The sequence below is a fragment of the Bradyrhizobium sp. JYMT SZCCT0180 genome (assembly GCF_018130165.1).
Classification (GTDB): domain Bacteria; phylum Pseudomonadota; class Alphaproteobacteria; order Rhizobiales; family Xanthobacteraceae; genus Bradyrhizobium.
This window is the reverse complement of record NZ_JAFCLZ010000039.1, coordinates 12478-31665: the sequence shown is the minus strand read 5'-3', so window position 1 is coordinate 31665 and position 19188 is coordinate 12478. Positions and strand designations below refer to the sequence as shown.

At 63.9% G+C, this 19188-nt stretch carries 20 protein-coding genes; 8 read left to right on the top strand and 12 right to left on the bottom strand.

The window, feature by feature from the left end; genetic code table 11:
• Together JQ641_RS36475 and JQ641_RS36470 are read right to left on the bottom strand one after the other, a co-directional pair.
• Complete coding sequence (locus JQ641_RS36475) at positions 1-978, bottom strand: sialic acid TRAP transporter substrate-binding protein SiaP (RefSeq protein ID WP_212001978.1); 978 nt, start codon at positions 976-978, stop codon at positions 1-3.
• Positions 979-1057: 79 nt separating this feature from the next.
• Positions 1058-1792 carry a FadR/GntR family transcriptional regulator gene (locus JQ641_RS36470; protein ID WP_212001969.1) on the bottom strand — a complete coding sequence of 245 codons (735 nt, stop codon included), beginning with the start codon at positions 1790-1792 and terminating at the stop codon, positions 1058-1060.
• A 139-nt stretch (positions 1793-1931) separates the two neighbouring features.
• Here JQ641_RS36470 and JQ641_RS36465 point away from each other — a divergent pair, with 139 nt between their 5' ends.
• The 7 genes from JQ641_RS36465 (at position 1932) to JQ641_RS36435 (ending at position 7654) form a co-directional block, all read left to right on the top strand.
• A complete protein-coding gene (locus JQ641_RS36465) occupies positions 1932-3401 on the top strand; it encodes a mannitol dehydrogenase family protein (protein WP_212001966.1) in 1470 nt (489 codons plus the stop codon).
• Between the two features lie 150 nt (positions 3402-3551).
• Positions 3552-3884 (top strand): hypothetical protein, encoded by a 333-nt coding sequence (locus JQ641_RS36460; RefSeq protein WP_212001964.1) that lies wholly within the window; start codon positions 3552-3554, stop codon positions 3882-3884.
• Between the two features lie 86 nt (positions 3885-3970).
• On the top strand, positions 3971-4165 hold the full coding sequence (locus JQ641_RS36455) for a hypothetical protein (protein ID WP_212001962.1): 195 nt from the start codon (positions 3971-3973) through the stop codon (positions 4163-4165).
• Positions 4166-4478: 313 nt separating this feature from the next.
• The gene (locus tag JQ641_RS36450) at positions 4479-4928 is read left to right on the top strand and encodes a nuclear transport factor 2 family protein (RefSeq protein ID WP_212001960.1); all 450 of its coding nucleotides are present in this window, start codon (positions 4479-4481) and stop codon (positions 4926-4928) included.
• A gap of 106 nt (positions 4929-5034) precedes the next feature.
• Complete coding sequence (locus tag JQ641_RS36445) at positions 5035-5826, top strand: alpha/beta fold hydrolase (RefSeq protein ID WP_212001954.1); 792 nt, start codon at positions 5035-5037, stop codon at positions 5824-5826.
• A 35-nt stretch (positions 5827-5861) separates the two neighbouring features.
• Positions 5862-6743, top strand: coding sequence for an MBL fold metallo-hydrolase (locus JQ641_RS36440; RefSeq protein ID WP_212001952.1), 882 nt, complete (start codon positions 5862-5864; stop codon positions 6741-6743).
• A 170-nt stretch (positions 6744-6913) separates the two neighbouring features.
• Positions 6914-7654 carry a DUF3750 domain-containing protein gene (locus JQ641_RS36435; protein ID WP_212001949.1) on the top strand — a complete coding sequence of 247 codons (741 nt, stop codon included), beginning with the start codon at positions 6914-6916 and terminating at the stop codon, positions 7652-7654.
• Positions 7655-8237: 583 nt separating this feature from the next.
• On the opposite strand, the gene JQ641_RS36430 is transcribed toward JQ641_RS36435, so the two are convergent.
• The 9 genes from JQ641_RS36430 to JQ641_RS36390 form a co-directional block, all read right to left on the bottom strand.
• Complete coding sequence (locus JQ641_RS36430) at positions 8238-8585, bottom strand: RidA family protein (protein WP_212001947.1); 348 nt, start codon at positions 8583-8585, stop codon at positions 8238-8240.
• An 18-nt stretch (positions 8586-8603) separates the two neighbouring features.
• Entirely contained in the window at positions 8604-9725 is a 1122-nt protein-coding gene (locus tag JQ641_RS36425) for an NAD(P)/FAD-dependent oxidoreductase (protein ID WP_212001946.1), read from the bottom strand.
• Entirely contained in the window at positions 9722-11140 is a 1419-nt protein-coding gene (locus JQ641_RS36420) for an FAD/NAD(P)-dependent oxidoreductase (RefSeq protein ID WP_212001942.1), read from the bottom strand. Before JQ641_RS36420 ends, JQ641_RS36425 begins: the two co-directional genes overlap by 4 nt.
• Entirely contained in the window at positions 11137-11433 is a 297-nt protein-coding gene (locus JQ641_RS36415; protein WP_212001941.1) for a (2Fe-2S)-binding protein, read from the bottom strand. The genes JQ641_RS36420 and JQ641_RS36415 overlap by 4 nt, the downstream gene beginning before the upstream one ends.
• A gap of 35 nt (positions 11434-11468) precedes the next feature.
• Positions 11469-12608, bottom strand: a complete 1140-nt coding sequence (locus JQ641_RS36410) for an NAD(P)/FAD-dependent oxidoreductase (RefSeq protein ID WP_212001939.1) — start codon at positions 12606-12608, stop codon at positions 11469-11471.
• Between the two features lie 10 nt (positions 12609-12618).
• A complete protein-coding gene (locus JQ641_RS36405; protein ID WP_212001937.1) occupies positions 12619-13425 on the bottom strand; it encodes an ABC transporter permease in 807 nt (268 codons plus the stop codon).
• Positions 13422-14303: an ABC transporter permease gene (locus JQ641_RS36400; RefSeq protein WP_212001933.1), complete on the bottom strand. Its 882-nt coding sequence runs from the start codon at positions 14301-14303 to the stop codon at positions 13422-13424. The genes JQ641_RS36405 and JQ641_RS36400 overlap by 4 nt, the downstream gene beginning before the upstream one ends.
• Positions 14300-15343, bottom strand: coding sequence for an ABC transporter ATP-binding protein (locus JQ641_RS36395; RefSeq protein ID WP_212001931.1), 1044 nt, complete (start codon positions 15341-15343; stop codon positions 14300-14302). The genes JQ641_RS36400 and JQ641_RS36395 overlap by 4 nt, the downstream gene beginning before the upstream one ends.
• Before the next feature lie 96 nt (positions 15344-15439).
• Positions 15440-16474 (bottom strand): ABC transporter substrate-binding protein, encoded by a 1035-nt coding sequence (locus tag JQ641_RS36390; RefSeq protein WP_212001929.1) that lies wholly within the window; start codon positions 16472-16474, stop codon positions 15440-15442.
• 252 nt (positions 16475-16726) lie between these two features.
• Between JQ641_RS36390 and JQ641_RS36385 the strand changes: the two genes are divergently transcribed.
• Positions 16727-17638 carry a LysR substrate-binding domain-containing protein gene (locus tag JQ641_RS36385; protein WP_212001927.1) on the top strand — a complete coding sequence of 304 codons (912 nt, stop codon included), beginning with the start codon at positions 16727-16729 and terminating at the stop codon, positions 17636-17638.
• A gap of 7 nt (positions 17639-17645) precedes the next feature.
• On the opposite strand, the gene JQ641_RS36380 is transcribed toward JQ641_RS36385, so the two are convergent.
• Positions 17646-19163, bottom strand: coding sequence for a porin (locus tag JQ641_RS36380; RefSeq protein ID WP_212001924.1), 1518 nt, complete (start codon positions 19161-19163; stop codon positions 17646-17648).
• Positions 19164-19188 lie beyond the last annotated feature (25 nt).

Sequence of the window (19188 nt, the reverse complement as noted above, 5' to 3'; positions counted from 1 at the left end):
TTACTTCACCGCCTGGATGCGATCCCAGTCGGCCTTGCGGTAGTCGAAGCTCTCAAAGCTCGTGGTCTTGATCACGGTGTCACGGAACGCGGCCTTGTCGACCTCGGTGACGGTGAGCCCCTTCTGCTTGAAGAAATCGACCAGCTTGGCCTCGTTGACCTTGATCTCGCCGGTTGCCTTGGCGGCGGCTTCCTGGGTCACTTCGGTGAAGATCTTGCGATCCTCTTCGCTGAGCTTCTTCCAGAGCCCGCCGGAGATGATCGTGTTGAGGTGGTCGACGATGTGACCGGTCAGCACGATGTGCTTCTGCACCTCGTAGAACTTCTTCGCCTCGATGGTGGTGAGCGGATTTTCCTGGGCTTCCACGGTGCCGTTCTGCAGCGCCAGATAGACCTCGGCGAACGCGATCGGCGCGGTGTTGGCGCCGCAGGCGCGCGGCATCGCCAGATAGGCCGGCACGTCGGGCACGCGGATCTTGAGGCCCTTCATGTCTGCGCAGGCCTTGATCGGGCGGTTCGACGAGGTGTGACGCACGCCGTAATAGGTCACCGCCACGATGCGGTGGCCGGTCTTGTCTTCATAACCCTTGGTGAGATCCTTGAAGACATCGCTCTTGGTGTAGGCCAGCAGATGATCGGCGTCGCGGAACGTGTAGGGATAGTAGGTCACGCCGATCGGCGGGAAGCTCTTGGCGGCGAAGCTGGAGCCGGAGATGATGATGTCGACCGAGCCCAGCGAAAGGCCCTGGTTGATGTCGGCTTCCTTGCCGAGCTGCGAGGCGGGGTAGACGTCGATCGCATAGCGGCCGTTGGTGCGCTTGCCGATCTCCTGTGCGGCCCACACCGATGCGGTGTGGAACGGCTCGGACGTCTCATAGACGTGCGCCCATTTGAGTTTGGTCTGCGCCATGCCGGCGCTGGTGGCGGCCACAAGCGCGGCGGCGGAAGCCGCCAGTACAATCGTCAATTTCTTCAACATTGAAATCTCCTCCATTGTTACATTTGCTTTTCTTACTCAACCGCTTCGGCCTTTTTGGCCGAACCGTTCGAATGCCAGTTCAGCCGCTCCTGGCCTGCGCGCGAGGCGATGCGGCTTCGGTTCCAAAATTTTGTGCAAAGCGTTCCTGCGAACGCGCCAGATGCTCGCGCATGGTGGTGCGCGCGGCGTCGGGATCGCGCGCGGCGATGGCGTCGCGGATCGCCTGGTGCTCACTGAGCGCGGCGCCCCAGGATTCCGGGTTCTCGAAATAATGCGCCAGCTTGGCGAAATAGGGATTGAGCCGCTGGTCAAAGAGGTCGCCGACGACGCGAACCAGCACGGCGTTATCGAGACTGCCTGCCACCGCGACATGGAACGCGCGGTCGTGGATCATCGAGGCGTCGCCGGGATGCTGGGTGTTTGCCATCGCCAGCAGCGAGGCGTCGATGCGCGCGATATCCTCGGGCTTCGCCACCCTCGCCGCCTGTTCGGCGATGGCGCCTTCGATGAATTCGCGGGCGCGCAGCAATTCGAACGGCCCTTCGATGATCGCGGAGGCCGGCAACAGCGAAGCGAGCGCGGCCGGCTCGGCCACATAGATTCCGGAGCCGACCCGAATGCGCACGCGTCCTTCGACTTCGAGCGCGATCAGCGCTTCGCGCACCGTGGGACGGGAGACCTTCAATTGTTCGGCGATATCGCGTTCGGTCGGAAGCCTGGAGCCGACGGCGTATTCGCCGCTGTCGATCAAGGCGCGCAGCTGATCGGCAACCTGGCGGTATAGGCGTCGCGCTTCCACTGCCTCTAACGGCACGCTGTTTCCTCCGAACGACCTCGTGGGTCGGTTTTTTTGGTAAATTGGCCTTACCAATTGACCAAACATTGACCTTGCGGGCACGCCATGTCAAGGGAAATGGCGAAAATTCCGCCATTCCAACCCAAAGGAGGCCGATTTGCGCCTCTCGAACGCCAGCCTCGCCCGGCTTCCCGGCCATATCCGCCGCCCCGGTTACGACCGCGGACGCGTCACACCGGGCATCGTCCACCTCGGAATCGGCGCGTTCCACCGCGCGCACCAGGCGGTCGTGATCGACGATTTGCTCGCAAACGGCGCGACGGACTGGGGAATCATCGGCGCCAGCCTTCGAAGTTCGGACACCTACGACGCCCTCGCCCCGCAGGATTGTCTCTATGCGGTTGCCGTTCGCTCCGGCGCGGGCACCGAACACCGGATCATCGGCTCGGTGCTGCAGACGGAAGTGGCTAGGCGCAACCCCGCGCAATTGATCGCGCGCATGGCTGATCCCGCCACGCGCATCGTCTCGCTGACGATCACCGAGAAAGGCTATTGCCACACGCCGCAGACCGGCGAACTCAACGCTGAGCATCCCGATATCGTCCACGACCTTGCAAACCCGGATGCACCGCGATCGGCTCCGGGATTCATCGTGGCCGCGTTGGCGCGCCGCCGCGCGGCCGGTATCGCGCCCTTCACTGTGCTCTCCTGCGATAATCTTTCGGCCAATGGCCATACCGTGAAACGGATCCTGACGCAGTTCGCTCAGCTGCGGTCGCCCGAACTCGGCAAGTGGATCGCCGATCACGCCGCCTGCCCGTCGACGATGGTCGATCGCATTGTGCCCGAGACCACCGACGCCGATCGCGCGGCGGTCTCGTCCGAACTCGGCATGACCGACGCCTGGCCGGTGATCACAGAACCATTTACGCAGTGGATCGTCGAAGACAATTTTCCGGGCGGCCGGCCGGATTTCGCCCGCGCCGGCGTGCAGCTCGTCACTGATGTGACACCGTTCGAATACATGAAGCTGCGGCTGCTCAACGCCAGCCACTCGGCGCTGGCCTATCTCGGCTATCTCGCGGGCCATGAGACCATTGCCGCCGCGATGACCGACGATCGTTTTGCGGCGTTCGCCCATGGCGTGATGCAAGAATCCGCCGTGACGCTTTCGATGCCAGAGGGGACCGATCTGGCGGGATACAGCGCCTCGCTTCTCCAGCGCTTTGCCAACCCTGCCCTGCGTCACCGTACCTGGCAGATCGCGATGGACGGATCGCAGAAGCTGCCGCAGCGGCTGCTCGGCACGATGCAGGACCGGCTGCGGCAGGGCGCGCCGATCGATACGCATGCGCTCGCCGTCGCGGGCTGGATGCGCTACATCACGGCCAGCGATGAAAAGGGACAGGCGATCGACGTGCGCGATCCCCTCGCGGCGGAACTGGCCGCGATCGCCAAAAACGCCGGCCCGGTCGCAGATCGGCTGGCGCCCGCATTGCTCGACGTTCGTTCGATCTTCGGCGAATTTGGAAACGACCCCCGCCTGCGCGACGCCGTGACGCGCGCGCTGGCGCAGCTCTACGAAGTGGGCGCCCGTCGGGCGGTGCAGGCCTGGCGGCCGGCATAAGCGACTGCGCTGGTCGCGGCGCATTGCTTCGCAGGGTTCCGATTTCCGCGACCCCAAATGCCAAATATTGAGTGGCCGGGAACATTCCGAATCCGGGAACATTCGGCAACTCGTCGGGTTGGTGATCATCAAACCCGAAGGAGTTCAGTCATGAAGAAATTGATCGTCGTGCTCGCGATTGGCGCCGGCACCCTGCTCGCTACCGGCGCAACCGCCGCACCGCTCTCGAATGGCATTGCCGTGATGCCTGATAACGGCATCGAACATGTCAGAATGGTCTGCGACGAATATGGCCAATGCTACCGTACCCGCGGCGGCCGCCGCGTCGTCGTTGAGCGCGAATACGGCGACAGCTACAATTATTACGCTCCGCGCGAGCGATACATCGAACGCCGCGGCTATTACAATGACGGCCCGAGCGTCGGTATCGGCGTGGGACCGGGCGGAGTCGGTGTTGGATTCGGCGTCGGACCGCGCTGGTAGGATCTAGTTCGCCACGCATCAAGGCCGCAGAGAAATCTGCGGCCTTCGGCGCTTGCCCGGCTTTCGATACCGCTTGAGGTTTTGAGATGGACGAAAACAAGTTCGCTGCGCTGCTCGGCCACGCAGCACTGAAAGTGTGGCCGGAGCTGTCGCGCGACGCCCAGGAAATGCTGTTTGCGGCTGCCGTCGATGACGGCGTCATTGCAAATACGCTCGCAACCTACCTGCACGATCATCATCCCCGGACCGCCCATCCGCCAAAGCCGACGGCGCTGGTCTGATTCTGATCTGCATGGCGGCAGAATTTTTACAACCGCCGTAGAACTATTCGAAGACCTCTGCTCGCCTGGCGCTGGCGCTCGCCAGATTGCAAGCACCAAAATTGCAAATCTGGCGCGGGCTATGGGAGCGACTTCGCTTTCTCTCGCAGCGCACACCGCTGATAATACTTTCAGAAGACACAACCCTGTGTTTCAATCGGTCCTGCGGAAACCGCAACCGCGTGCGTCCGCAGGCCGGCTCCTGCCCCGATCGCGAGTCCCGGCCAGCAGAACACAACGCACGGACTAAAAACCATAACAACGGAGGAAATCCATGGACATCGATCGTCGTCAGCTTGCGTTACCGGTACTCGCCATCGGACTTCTCGGCGTGATGCCAGCCTTCGCCGGCGCCGATGAAGATGCGGTCGCCAAGAACCTCGAGGCCTTCCGCACCGCGCAGGCCGCCGCCAACGCCGAGGGGCTCGCCGCGCTTTGCGCAGCCGAACTCAGCTACAGCCACTCCGACGGCCGGGTCGAGGACAAGGCGGCCTTCATCGCCGGCGCGACCAGCGGAAAATCGAAGTGGCTGTCGCTGACCTATAAAGACCCTGCGATCCGCGTCGTCGGCCCGGCCGCGATCGTCCGGTTCCACTGGCTCGGCGAGCAGGAAGCCGTCGCAGACGGCAAGAAGAGCGCCACCAACCTCCACATCCTGATGAACTGGCAGAAGCAGGGATCCGACTGGAAACTGCTGTCGCGCTCAGCGACCAAGCTCGGGTAGCAGTCACCGTTTCGTAACGGCCCTCGCCGCCAATCGACCACCAACAGCGCACGCCGTGCGCTGTTGGTGCGTTGGCAGGTGTCAAAAAAGAAGCCGGGAACTTGTAATGGATTTCATCGAACTTGATGGCGTCGGGCTGCGCTACGAACTCAGCGGCAAGGGTGACCGCACCCTGGTGCTGGTGCACGAAATGGCTGGCTCACTCGAAAGTTTTGACGACGTCGTGCCACGGTTCTCGGAAGCGCGTCGGGTGTTGCGCTACGACACCAGAGGCGCGGGAATGTCCCAGAAGGTGCGCGGCGAGCTTGGCATCGATACGATGGCCGACGACATCGCAGGCCTGCTCGACGCGCTCGGCATCGCCGGCAAGGTCGCACTGGCGGGTGTCGCCCTCGGCGGCGCAATCGCACTTCATTTCGCGGCCCGATACCCCGAGCGCACCAGCGCGGTCGCGGTCAGCAGTCCGGCCACCGGCGTCGCAGCGGAGCGTCGCGCGGCAGCGCTTGAACGGCTCCTCAAGATCGAGGCCGCCGGCATGGCTTTCGCCGTCGCCGATTCGATGCAGAATGGTTATGCGCCGGAGCTGCGCGGCGACATCGCGCGCTTTGAACGATACCGGGCGCGGTGGCTCGGCAACGATCCCGCGAGCTATGCCACGATCTGGCGCATGCTGGCCGGCCTCGACATGCAGGACGAACTGACAAGGCTGAGCTGTCCCGTGCTCGTGATCGGCGGCAGTTTTGACCGCGTGCGCCCGCCCGCACTCGCGGAAGCCACGGCCACAACAATCCCCGGGGCACGCTACGTCGAAATTCCCTCAGGCCACTACATGGCGGTGCAAACGCCTGATCTGTTTTCCGATTGCATCGACGCGTTCCTCAAGACGCTCGATGCCTGATCGCACCCCTCCTCCATTGCACAGGGTCTTCCAACATGCCTTCGCAGCCCGCACAGCAAATTCCCGGCGTCTATCATCGCAAGATCGGGGACATCGTCGTCACCACGATCAGCGATGGCTATCTCGACGGCAATCTCGAGGTGATGCGCAACGTCGACGTCGAGAAAGCACGCCGAATCCTGCAGGACGCATTCCGGCCGGCGCGGCGAACCAGCGTCAACACATTCCTGATCCACTCGAAGGGTCGTATCGCGATCGTCGACACCGGATCGGGCAATTATCTGCAGCCGACCGCCGGCCACGTGCAGCGTAATCTTGCGGCAGCCGGCATCGATCCGAAATCGATCGACACCGTGCTGCTCACGCACATGCACCCGGATCACTCCGCCGGCCTGACCGACATGTCGAACGGCCAACGCTTGTTTCCGAACGCGGAACTGGTCATGCACGAAAACGAACAGGCCTATTGGTTTGACGATGGCGAGATGAGCAAGGCCGACGAGCGAGCCAGGCAGCTCTATTTTGGCGCCGGCCGGGAGCAGGTCGAACCGTACAGGGAACGCACGCGTCTGTTTCGAGACGGCGAGGTTTTTCCCGGCGTGACCGCAGTACCCAGCCTCGGGCATACGCCGGGCCATACCGCGTATCTGATTGCATCTGATAATGATCAGTTGATGATCTGGGGCGACACCGTGCACGTGCCGGAAGTGCAGACCGCGTTTCCCGAAGCCGGCATGGCCTTCGACACCGACCTCGCCGCGGCGGCGGCCTCACGAAAACGCATGTTCGATCGCGTCAGCGCAGACGGCATCTTGATCGCCGGGATGCACCTGCATTTCCCCGCATTTTCGCGCCTTGCACGCCGTGGCGACGCTTATGCGCTTTATCCGGAGGCATGGGTTCACAATCTGGCCTAACGGGACGCAGCGCAGCCCGGGTGGCGTGACCAGGAGCCCGTTCTACGTTGCATGGGGTTGTTTTCGCGATTTTTTGTCCGGGCCCAGTCCGGGTACCAAACTGGCGCAAACAAAGTTGCGGACTATATGAGGGATCGTAGTCCGTCCTATCAATCACGCCAGCTGCCCCCTTGATCAAACTAGTCATCATCTTCCTGTCGTTGGTTTTTTTCCCGATCGGTGTATCGGCGGCCCGCTATTTTTCCGCTGAACCCCGCGGGGGCTGGCAGACGGCGGACCGCTCCAGCGCCGGGCTTTTGCCCGAGGCATCCCGCCATCCCGATGCGGTGATTCGCATTTATGGCGCGCGCACGCTGCGGTGGAAGGCGATCTTCGCGATCCACACCTGGATCGTCATCAAGGAGCCGAACGCCGCGACCTACACCCGTTATGACTACACCGCCTGGGGCGAGCCGATCCGGACCAACGGCTTCGCGGCCGATGCGCGCTGGTTCGGCGCCACCCCCGAAACCATCGTCGCGGTCGATGGTGAGGAAGCAAGTCGCCTCATTCCCAAGATCCGTCACGTCGTCGAAAATTATCGATTCCGGGCCTATGGCGACTACAGCCCGTGGCCGGGTCCGAACTCCAACACGTTCGTGCAGGCCGTCCTCAATGCGGTCCCCGAACTGATGGCCGTGCTGCCGCCCACCGCGATCGGGAAAGACTATCCCTACGAGGGCAAGTCATTCGGACTGACGGCTTCCGGCACCGGCGTTTTTGCGTCGCTCGGAGGTTATCTCGGCCTCACCGTCGGATGGATCGAAGGCTTCGAGATCAATTTCCTCGGCGCGGTGCTGGGGTTCGATATTCGCCGGCCGGCGCTGAAATTTCCGGGCATCGGCCGATTGGGAATGGCGGCTGGAAGTTAGCGCGCCGTTAACCTTTGCCGCTGGATTGGCGTCGCGCGATGTGACCGCATCGTCACTCGCATGATGCGGCAAAAATTCATGCATGATGCGCGTAATTTGATCTCGCATTACGCGCAGCACCCCTTATCTCTGGCTCAGGTAGGAAATTCGCCCCAAGGACAACTCCGAAAAGGAGCCATCTAATGGCGAACGTATTAACCACTGGGGCCTGGCTTTCTGCCCCGACCGAAAAGACTTCATTTTTTGCAAGATTGTTGCGCGCTCGTATCGAATCCAATGAGCGACGGGCTGCCCGCGCCGTTGAGACGTACGTTACCGACCACGGGCTGCAACAACTGTCAGATGATGCCGAGCGCCAAATCGATCGCTTGTTCTCAAGGGCGGGCCGATAGCCATGGTCACACTCATCATCATGCAGGTCGCAGCCAGGCTCGCTCGTTTTGGCAAACAGGCTCATGAGACGTGGCGCGAAACCCAGCGCCTCCGTCGCAGCCTTGCCGGCCCAGCGGAAGAATAACCGCAACCCGCACGGGTCCCCTTCGTTTCACCGGTCAGCCGATGAAACGAGAGGGAAATGCGCGCCTCAGCCCTTGAGCGCGGTGACCACGACCTCAATCAAGGCGCCGCCACCGAGATCGGCCACGCCGACGGTGGCGCGCGCCGGCAAATTGTCGCCAAAGAATTCGGTCCAGGCCGCGTCCATCTCCTTTTTCTTCGAGAGATCCGTCACAAAGATCGAGGCGCTGACGACGCGCGATCGATCCGTGCCCGCCTCCTTCAGATAGCCCGCGATCTTGCCGAGGATGTTGCGAGTCTGCTCGCCCATCGAGACGCTGGTGTCGTCGGCGATCGTGCCGCCGACGAAGACGAACCCGTTGGCTTCAACGGCGCGGTGCATGATCGGGGTGCGGATGTTGCGGATGATGTTCATGATGTCCTCATCTTGGTTCTAGGGTGTGGAAGAATGAAAGCGCTCGATGCCGAGATCGCCGATCCGGGTCTGGGTGCCGCCACTCGCGATCAGCTCCGTCATTACGGCGCCGGCGCCGGGGCCGAGTTGGAAGCCGTGCAGCGAAAAACCGAACTGGTGATAGAGCCCTGCGTGGCGGGCGCTCGGGCCGAAGACGGGCAGTTCGTCTTTTGTGCGAGCCTCGATGCCGGCCCACGCGCGCACGATGGTGGCGCTGCGCATCACGGGAAATAATTCGAACACGGTGCGGGCGCTGATGGCGAGACTGCGCCAGTCCAGCACCGTCTCGTTGCGATCCTGGTCCGGCGTCGCCAGATGGCCGCCGCCGATCAGCACCGTGCCGTTGGCGAACTGCTTGAAGGACAGCTTGCGGCCGCGCAGGATCACGACGGGATCGATGAAATGCGGCACGCGGGAGGTGATCATCAGCATCGGCGCCACGGTTTCGACCGGCACCGGCTCGCCAAGATCAGCGGCGATGCGGCCGGCCCAGGCACCGGCGGCATTGACGAGCACCGGCGCCGCATAGCTATCGGCACCGACATCAACCTGCCACAGCCCGTCCTGCTTTCGAATGTTGGTTGCGGCGACGCCCTCAACGACGGTTGCGCCGAGCGCTTCGGCCTTGCGGCGGATCGCGGTGGTGGTTCGGGCCGGTTCGGCCGCGCCGTCGCGCCGCGACACCACGCCGCCGGGGCAAGTCTCCGCCACCGCCGGCACCAGCCGCCGCAGCTCAGGCCCATCGATCAGCTCCTCGTGGGTGAAGCCGAGCGCGTTCAGCTCGGCGACGCGCGCGCGACAGGCATCGAATTCGGCGGCGTTCTCGGCGACCAGCACCTGGCCGTGGCTTTCGAAGCCGCAGCTATCGTCGACCAGCGCTTCGATCCGCTCCCAGATTCCCATCGAGCGGATCGAGAGCGGGATCTCGGCGACATGCCGTGCAAGCTGGCGGACGCCGCCGGCATTGACGCCCGAAGCGTGGCGGCCGGCATAGTCCTTCTCGATCAGCACCGGCTTCATGCCGGCGAGGCACAAATGAAGCGCGGTCGAGCATCCGTGGATACCGCCACCTATGATGATGGCATCCGCAAGCTTGGTCATCCGCGCACCACCGCATTGACGTCGGCATCGGTCTTCGGCACCGCCGCCAGTTCCGCCAGCGTGATCGGCTTCACCGGCGCACGCAGCCGGTAGTAGCCGATCTCCTGAGGCGTCTTGCCGCGGGCCTGCGCCATCAGCTCGGTGACGGTCAGGCCGCAGAGCCGGCCCTGGCAGGGACCCATGCCGGTGCGGCGATAGGCCTTGAGCTGGTTGGGACCGGTCGCACCGATCGCGACGGCGTCAAGAATGTCCTTGGCCGATACCTCCTCGCAGCGGCAGACGATGGTGTCGCCAGAGGGGATGCGAAATTGCGGGGCCGGACGGAACAGCGTGTCGAGGAAAATGCGGCCGCGCTCAGCCTTTACCAGCGCACCCCTGAAGGTTGCCATCGGCGCGAGCCTGGCAGCAGCCGTGGGCGCCAGCGCCTCGACCGCAGCGCGTGCGGCGATACGGCCGCGGACAATGGCGGCTTCCGCGCCGCCGATCCCGGCCCCGTCGCCGGCGATCGCGATGCCTTCGACCGACGTGTTGCCGTCGCGGTCGAGCACCGGCGACCAGCACAGCTGCAAATCATCCCAGCGATGTTCGATCCCAGTTGCCATCGCGAGATTGACGTTGGGCACCACGCCCTGGTGCAGCAGCAGCAACTCGGCCGGAACAGTCTCGCGCCGGCCGCCGGACAGATAGGTTACGGTTGCGAGCTCGCCGTCACCGGCGGCAGCGAGTTCGGTGACGCCAGACACGACAGGCACTTTGGCGCGCACCTGCCTCATCAACGCAAAACCCTTTGCGAAATAGGGCGACGTCATGAAGGCGAAGGCGTGAGGCAGCGCGGCAAAATAATTTCGACGCTCGGTCGTATCGAGGATGCGGTCGATACGACCGCCGAGGCGTAGGATCTGCGCGGCGAGCAGCCACAGCAGCGGCCCCTGGCCGGCGATCACCGTCGACCCGTCCGGCACGAGGCCCGACGATTTCAGCATCGTCTGCGCGGCGCCTGCGGTCATCACGCCCGGAAGGGTCCAGCCGGGAATCGGAAACGGCCGCTCCAGCGCGCCCGTCGCCAGAATTACACGACGCGCCTTGACGAAGAACGACGCGCCGCCGAGCGACACGCCGATTTCGAGATTGCGGTCGAGGCTCCAGACCGTCGCGCGGTGGATGATTTCGGCGCCGCTTGATCGCACCGCCTCGACAAGTTTGGCGCCCGCCCAATAGTCGGCGCCGAGATGGTCGCGTTCCGTCACCGGGGTCGAGGCGATGGCGCGCCAGACCTGGCCGCCGGGACCGGCGTTCTCGTCGAGCAGCAGCGTCGACAGGCCAGCCTCGGCCGCGGTCGTGGCGGCGGCGAGCCCGGCGGGCCCTGCCCCGATCACCACGACATCATAACTTTCGCGCCTGGCAGTCGTGTTCATCGGCCGATCTCCCGCTTGCCCTTCTGGATCTCGATCTGCATGCCCTCGGCGACGGGCACGAGGCAGCCCTGCCGATTGCCGACGCCGTCGATGGTGACGAGGCAGTCGAAGCACACGCCCATCATGCAATAGGGCAAGCGCGGCGCGCCGCTCACCGCGGTCGCGCGGCGCACGTCACGGCCGGAGGCGAGCAACGCTGCGGACACCGTATCGCCCTCGCGCGCCGCGACGGCGGCCCCGTCCACGACGATGTGCACGGATCGTCTGCTGTCCTGATCGGATCGTTTGAACATTGGCTGCCTCTTCGCCCCTTCGGGTCGTGTCGATGTCAGTAATAGCCGCTGCCGGTCGCAGCATGGTTGGCGTCGAAGCGGCGGGCCGAGAACGCGCCGACCAGTTCCGGTTCGAGCGCGCCCGCCGCCACCATACGCGCGATCTCGAAGGCGTGGTTGGAAGCCAGCGTCACGCCGGAATGACAGCAGGTGACGAACGCGCCCGGCGCGCTCTCCGACTGATCGTAAATCGGGAAACCATCCTGCGGCATCACGCGGATGCCGGACCAGGTGCGCACGACGTTGAGGCGCGCCAGATGCGGAAACGTGCGCTGCGCCCGATCCGCCATCACAGCGCTGACCGCATGGTTCAGCGTGCGATCGTCGAGCTGATCTTCCTTGCTGTCGCCGATCATCACCGTGCCCTCGTCGGTCTGGCGAATGGTGGTCAGGGGATGCGGCAGGAACGGCATGGTACGCTCGGTCACCACGATCTGACCGCGGGTCGGACCCATTGGCGCCGACAGGCCGACCATCGGCGCCAGCGACTGGTTGGCGTTGCCGGCGGAGAGCACGACCTTGCCGGCACGGATCTCGCCCTGCGATGTCGAGAGGTGGAATTCGCCGCCGCGCCGCGCGATTGCCGAGACCGGCCGCTCGGGAAAGTATTCGATGCCGAACAATTTCAGCCCGGTGTGGAAGGCGCGGAAAGTGCGCAGCGAATTGACGTGCCCGTCCCAGGGACAGAAGCTGCCACCGGAGACCTCCGGCCCGATCAGCGGCAGCATCTTCTTGACCTCGGAGGCCGACAGCATCTCCATCCGGTAATCAGCCGCGCCGACCTGGTTGTGCATGCGCGTGACAAGCTGTGCGCGCTGCGCAAACTCGTTCTCGCCAAGCGTCAGGTGGAAACCGCCATTCTGCTGCAGGGCGACGTCGAGCCCGGTCTGGTCCTTCAAGTCGGCGGCGAGCCTGCCCCAGGTCTCGGACGCCCGCATGGTCCAGCCGGTGTAGGCCGGCATGCCGAGGCCCTTGCTCTGCACCCAGACCAACGCGAAATTTGCCCGCGAGGCGCGCTTGGCGATGTCGCCCTCGTCGAGAACAACGACCTTCTTTCCGAGCCGGCCAAGACCCCAGGCGATAGCGGAGCCGAGCAATCCGCCGCCCACGACCGCGACGTCATAATCCTTTGACATATGGCTTCTCCTAGCGCCCCGGGTCGTTCTTGCCGGCCAGCACGCGGTCGAGCCCGTAGAAGCGGTCGAGCAGGATCAGGGCGGTCATGGTGATCGCGATCACGCTGGCCGAGACTGACGTCACCAGCGGATCGATGTTGTCCTGGATGTAGAGGAACATGCGAACCGGCAGCGTCTCGGTGCCTGGTGTCGCCAGGAAGACGGTCATGGTCAGATCGTCAAAGGATTGAATAAAGGCCAGCGCCCAGCCGCTGATGACGCCCGGCAGGATCAGCGGCAGCGTCACGCGGCGGAACAGCGTCCAGTCGCCGGCGCCGAGCGAGACCGCGGCCATCTCGATCGAACGGTCCATGCCGGTCGCCGCGGCCAGCGTCAGCCGCAATGCAAACGGAAACACCACCACCACATGCGCGACCAGCAGTCCTGCAAAACTGCCGCCAATGCCGATCGCCGTGAAGAAGCGCAGGAAGGCGATGCCGAGCACGACATGCGGGATCATCAGCGGCGACAGGAACAACGCGGCGAGGGTGTCGCGGCCGCGAAAACTGTAACGGGCGATGGCAAGCGCCGCCGGCACCGCGAACAGCACCGCCACCAGCGAGGATAGCGCGCCCAGCCCGAGGCTGACCCAGAACGCATGGACGAACTCGGGATAGTTCGCGATCGTCCTGAACCAGCGCAGCGAGAAACTGGTGGTCGGCAGCGACAGATAGCCCTCGGGAGTGAAGGCGACGAGACAGACCACCAGGATCGGCGCCAGCATGATGACGACGAAGATGGTATGGAAGATCAGCGCGAGCGGGCCGTTGGTCCTCATCGGAACACCTCGGCATAGCGCCGCTCGATCAGCGCGTTGCTGCCGACGACGATCAGCACCAGCGCCACCAGCAGCAGCACCGCCACCGCCGCACCGAGCGGCCAGTTCAGCGTGTTGAGGAACTCGTCATAGGCGAGCGTCGCCGCAACCTTGAGCCGGCGGCCACCGATGATGGCGGGCGTCGCGAAAGCGCTGGCGGAAAGCGAGAACACGATGATCGCGCCCGACAACACGCCCGGCATGATCTGCGGCAACACGATGCGGCGGATGATCGTGAACGGGCCGGCGCCGAGCGACAGCGCGGCGTTCTCGATCTGCGGGTCGACGCGCTGCAGCGCGGCCCAGACCGACAGCACCATGAACGGCATCATCACATGCGCGAGTGCGATGACGACGCCGGTCTCGGTGAACATGAAAGGCAGCGGCGAGCCGATCAGCCCGAGCGACATCAGCAGCTTGTTGACGAGGCCGTTATTGCCGCCGAACAGCAGCGCCCAGCCGAGCGTGCGCGCCACCACGGAGATCAGCAACGGGCCAAGGATCACCAGCAGGAAGAAGCTCTTCCAGCGTCCGCTCATCCGGTTGAGGATGTAGGCCTCCGGCGCACCGAGCACGGCGGTGATCAGCGTCGTCAGCAGCGCGATGCGGAACGTCCGCCAGAACATCTCGGCAAAATACGGATCGGTCGCGACCTCGTGCCAGTTCTTCAGGATGAAGACCGGCTCGATGCCCTTGTACTGGCCCCAGTCGTGGAACGAGAGCATCACCGTCATGGCGAGCGGAATCACCAGAACGCCGACGAACAGCATCAGCGCGGGCGCGGTCAGGAGCCACGCCGTGCGCGCATCGCGTCCGTCCGTCGCAGGTGCCGCGCTCATGCGGCATCTCCGGCGCGGCGCAGGCTCATGTCTTCCGGCCGCCAGGCGAGCCGAACGGCCTCGCCCTCCGCGGGCTGCGGCTGGCCGTCGTTCTGGCGGATCACGATCACCGCGCCACATTCGCTCTCGCACTGGAACAGCCAGTGATTGCCCTGGAAGATGCGGGTGACGATCTTCGCCGCGAGCCCGGCGTCACAGAAGCCGATCCGCTCGGGGCGGATGCTGATCGTCACCGGACCTGCAAGGCCAGCCGGTGCCGGCGCGCTCCAGGAACCCGCGATCAGCCGCCCCGGCGTGGCGGTCCGGTCGATGGTCGCCGCGAAGTCATTGGTCTTGCCGAGGAACTGGGACACGAAGGCGGACGCCGGCCGCTCGTAGGTCTCCTGCGGCGTTCCGATCTGCTCGATGCGGCCCTGGCTCATCACCACAATCCGGTCGGACAGCGACATCGCCTCGTTCTGGTCGTGGGTGACGAGGATCGTGGTGGTGCCGAGATTTCGCTGGATCTGGCGCAGCTCGATCTGCATCTCCTCGCGCAGCTTGGCGTCGAGGTTCGACAGCGGCTCGTCGAGCAACAGCACGCTCGGCCGGATCACGAGCGCGCGGGCAAGCGCGACGCGTTGCTGCTGACCGCCGGACATCCGCCGCGGGTAACGCTCTTCGTAGCCGGCGAGCCCGACCATCGCCAGCGTGGCGCGAACGCGCTCGCGGCACTCGGACCGCGGCACGCGCCGCATCTCGAGGCCAAAGGCGACGTTCTCGGCCGCCGTCATATGCGGGAACAGTGCATAGCTCTGGAATACGATGCCGAGCCCCCGTTTGGCCGGCTGCACCACGGTCAGGTCGTGTCCCTCGAGCCGGATCGCTCCGCGCGAGGGATCGAGGAAACCCGCGATCATCTGCAGCGTCGTGGTCTTGCCGCAGCCCGACGGACCGAGGAAGGAGACGAACTCGCCCTTGCCGACGGTCAGACTGAAGTCATCGACCACAGTCTGCGTGCCGAACTGTTTTGCGACACGCTCGAGCTCAAGAAAGGACATGGATGCTTCCGGGTGCTGCTGTGGCAAAGCGCGACGATGGGCCTGCGGCGTCGCGCCGGACCATCGCCGAAATCGTGTCCGCCGCCGAGTCTTAACTCAGCGCTCGACCTCGCGATTCCAGCGCTTGGTCCATTCCTCGCGCTTGTCGTTGATGACGGTCCAGTCGGGCGTATAGAGTTTCGCGGCGCGCTCGCCGATCGGCGCCATCTTGCCGAGTTCCGGCGGGACCACGACCGATTTCAATACCGGGCCGTAGCCGTAGTCCTTCAGCAGCACGAGCTGTATTTTCGGCTCGAGCAGCGTCTTGACGAATGCCGATGCAAGCGGCGATGCGTTCGGCTTGGTGATCGGACAGGCGGTCGTCAGCAACGTGGCCGCACCTTCCTTCGGATAGACGAAGTCGACAGGGAAGCCGGTGTTGGCGAAGCTCTGGACCCGGGCCGTGCCCCACACGGCCAACACGGCCTGGCCGGACTGGAACAGCTCGGTCATCTTGCCCGGCGAAGGCTCATAGGCCAGCACGTTGGGATTGACGTCAGCCTTGATGATCTTGAAGCCGGCGTCGACATTGGCCTCGCTGCCACCATTCATCCGGGCGAGCATCAGCAAGGTGTGCAGGCCGTAGGTATTGTTGATCGGCGGAATGACCAGCTGCTTCTGGTACTTTGGATCCTTCAGATCGTTCCAGGAGGTCGGCGGCGCCCAGCCCTTCTCCGCGAAGATTTTGGTATTGTACATCAGGCCGGTTGCGACCAGACCAATGCCAACCGCGCGGTCGTCCTTGAAGCGTGCGGCGTCGTAGATATCGGCAGGAAGCCCTTCGAGCTTGCCGCAGAAGCCGAGCTGGATGGCCTGGTACATCGGACCGTCATCGACGATCGCCACGTCGATCTGCTGGTTACCCTTCTGCGCTTGCAGCTTGGCGAGCGTGTCTGTCGAGTTGCCGGCGACATATTCGACCTTGACGCCGTTCGCCTTTTCGAACGCCGGGATGACCTCGTCGCGGATCGTCTTCTCAAACGAGCCGCCGTAACCGGCGACATAGAGCGTCTTCTGCTGCGCCAAACCCGCCGACGGGGCTAAGGCGATCGCGGCAATGCTGACGGCTCCGATAAGGGCGAGATGCTTCATATCGATCGATCTCCATATCCGTTTGCTGGGTGACACCCGGAGCGCATCCTCTTCTGACCGCCTGTCGGTACCGCGGTACGATGCTATGTCGGACCCGCGCGCAGATTTGGCCTTCACCGGTCCGCTCCCGACCGACGTCGCCCAAAAAATCAGCTACCTCCAACCTTGATGAAAAAGATCGCAATCCACGCTTTCGTCGTCCAATTAATAATGGCACCCTCTTCATGCCGGAATATTATGGATGGAGAGAAGATGGCGCGGATCAATTCGCGGCAGGTCGAAGCCTTCCGCGCGATGATGCTGACGGGCAGCGTGACGGAAGCGGCAAAGCTGATGGCTGTGACGCAGCCGGCCGTCAGCCGGTTGCTGCGCGACTTCCAGGCGCTGCTGAAAATGGAGCTGTTCGACAAGCGCGGCACCGGACTGGTGCCGAGGGCTGCCGCGACGGCGCTCTACATGGAGGTCGAACGGTCCTTTGTCGGTCTCGAGCGGATCACGGCGGCAGCCGAAGAAATCCGCAGCCGCCGGACCGGCACGCTGCGGATCGCGGCCCTGCCGGCGCTGTCCAACGGCTATCTGCCGAGGCTGTCCGGGCGCTTCCTGATGGAGCGGCCGAACCTCAATCTGTCGTTCTTCGGCGTGATCTCACCGATTGTGGTCGACTGGGTGTTGAACAACCAATGTGACATCGGCTTCGCCGAAGTGCCGATCGCCCATGCGGGATTGTCGAGCGTACGGTTGCCGGCGCCGGCCCGCGTCGCCGTTCTGCCAACCGGACACCGGCTCGCAGCCAAGGCCACGCTGCAGCCGCGCGATTTCGAAGGCGAGACCTTCGTGTCCCTGACGTCGGGATCGACCGGCCGGCATCTGATCGACCAGGCTTTCAATCGCGACGATGTCCGCCGGGTTCTCCGGGTCGAGACCAGCCTCTCGGAAATCATGTGCGGGCTGGTGTCATCCGGACTTGGCGTCGCGATCTGCGACCCGTTCACGGCGCAGGAGTTCGAGAACCGGGGCGTCGTGGCCCGGCCTTTCCTGCCGCGGATCGATTTCGAATTCGCCGCGGTGTTCCCGCCGCAGCGCAGTCCCTCGCCGGTGGCCCTGGACCTGGTGGAAGCCGTGCGGCAGGCGCTCAGCGAGATGAGCAACCCGCCGCAAGCATAGGCCCGTCCTACCAGTTACGCTGGGCGCGGAAGGCGAGTGACAATGTGCCCTGGTCCTTGAGTTCGTACAGGGCTGCCGGCTTGACACTGACGGCCGGCAAGGCGGCGAGGCCGGAATATTGCTGATCCACATGCGTGTACATCAGCTCACCCGTGAAGGTGAGGTTTTTCACCGGGGACCAGCGCGTGTTGGTGCCGATCTGCGCGACGTTGAAGTTCGGATTGCAGGTCGAGCCGGGTGTCAGGAAGGTGGCGACGGTGGCGCAGATATAACCTCTTGCCGTGGCATTGTAGCTGACCGACGTGTAGGAGCCGAACAGCGCTGAATTCCACTGGCTGTTCCAGTTGTGCGTGTAACCAGTACGAAAGCCCCACAGTTTGGTCGTCTCGATCCCATTGCCGGTCGTGAAAATGCCGTCAGACACACCCCCAATACTCAGGCCTTGGTAAGCGCCAGCCAGGCCGCTGCTGCCATACATCGCGACGGTGGGTGCGACCAGACTCTGCCAGACGTAACGGCTGGCACCGTCCGAATAGCCGAATGAAATATCGATGTCGTCGCCCTTGCCGGTCGGCAGGTTCTTGATCGTCATGGCCAACTGACCGGCCCAGCCCCACTTGTTGCTGGGATGGCCTGAGGTTTCCGCCGGGCCGTAGTAGCCCGCGTTGATGTCGTGCGCGGCTACCGAGGCCTGGAACATGCCCCAGGCCTGATCGACGCGAAGCATGCCGACGATGTCGGGAGACCGCGTGCCGCCGAAATTATTGACGCCATAGGCGCCGGCCGCGAAGCCGGCCGCAGTGAGGCCCGACGCGTTCCACAAATTGGTCTGGTAGTAGGTGACCTGATCCTGCAGCGAGACTGTACCGCTAATGCCCTGACCGAAATCGGCCGTATAGGAAAACTGGTTCACGCCGGTTTGATCGGAGTGGCCGCCGAGGAGCGCGTCAGTGATGTTGGCGGGATAGCCGGCGAAGGGTGCGTCGAACATCGATACCGCCCTGCCGATCGTGAAGCCGGCGAACTGGATGAACGCGAAGTTGACGCCGAACCCGCCGCCTGAGGTAGCGCCGTCGGCTTGGTTAAGCGGCGACGCAGAGTACGTGGTGCCACCGACGCCACCAGCGGCGGCAGCGGCATAGGTACCTGTGGTCCAGGAAAAATTCACATCGAAGTAGGTACGGACCACGCCGTATTCGGTCGCGGTGCGGGTGTCGACGTTGAGGTTTTCGCGGGCGCGAGCGAAATAATAGTTGCTCAGCCGGCTTTTTTGACCCGCCAGGCCACTCCAGGCCGGGGTGCCCTGAATGCCGCCGCCGTTGAAGGTGACATCGGCGCGCATGTAACCGCCGAGCTTGATACAGGTGTCGGTACCTGGGATGAAGTAGAAGCCGTTTCCATAAAGCGAGCAGATCCTGACATATTCGACCGCCTTGGCCTTGACTGGAAGATCCGCCGCCTGGGCTCCGCTGAAGGCGACAAGACATGCTGCCGTGCCAAGAACCGTGCTGTTGAATATCTTCATGCTCTGCTTGCCTGCTCTTTCGGAG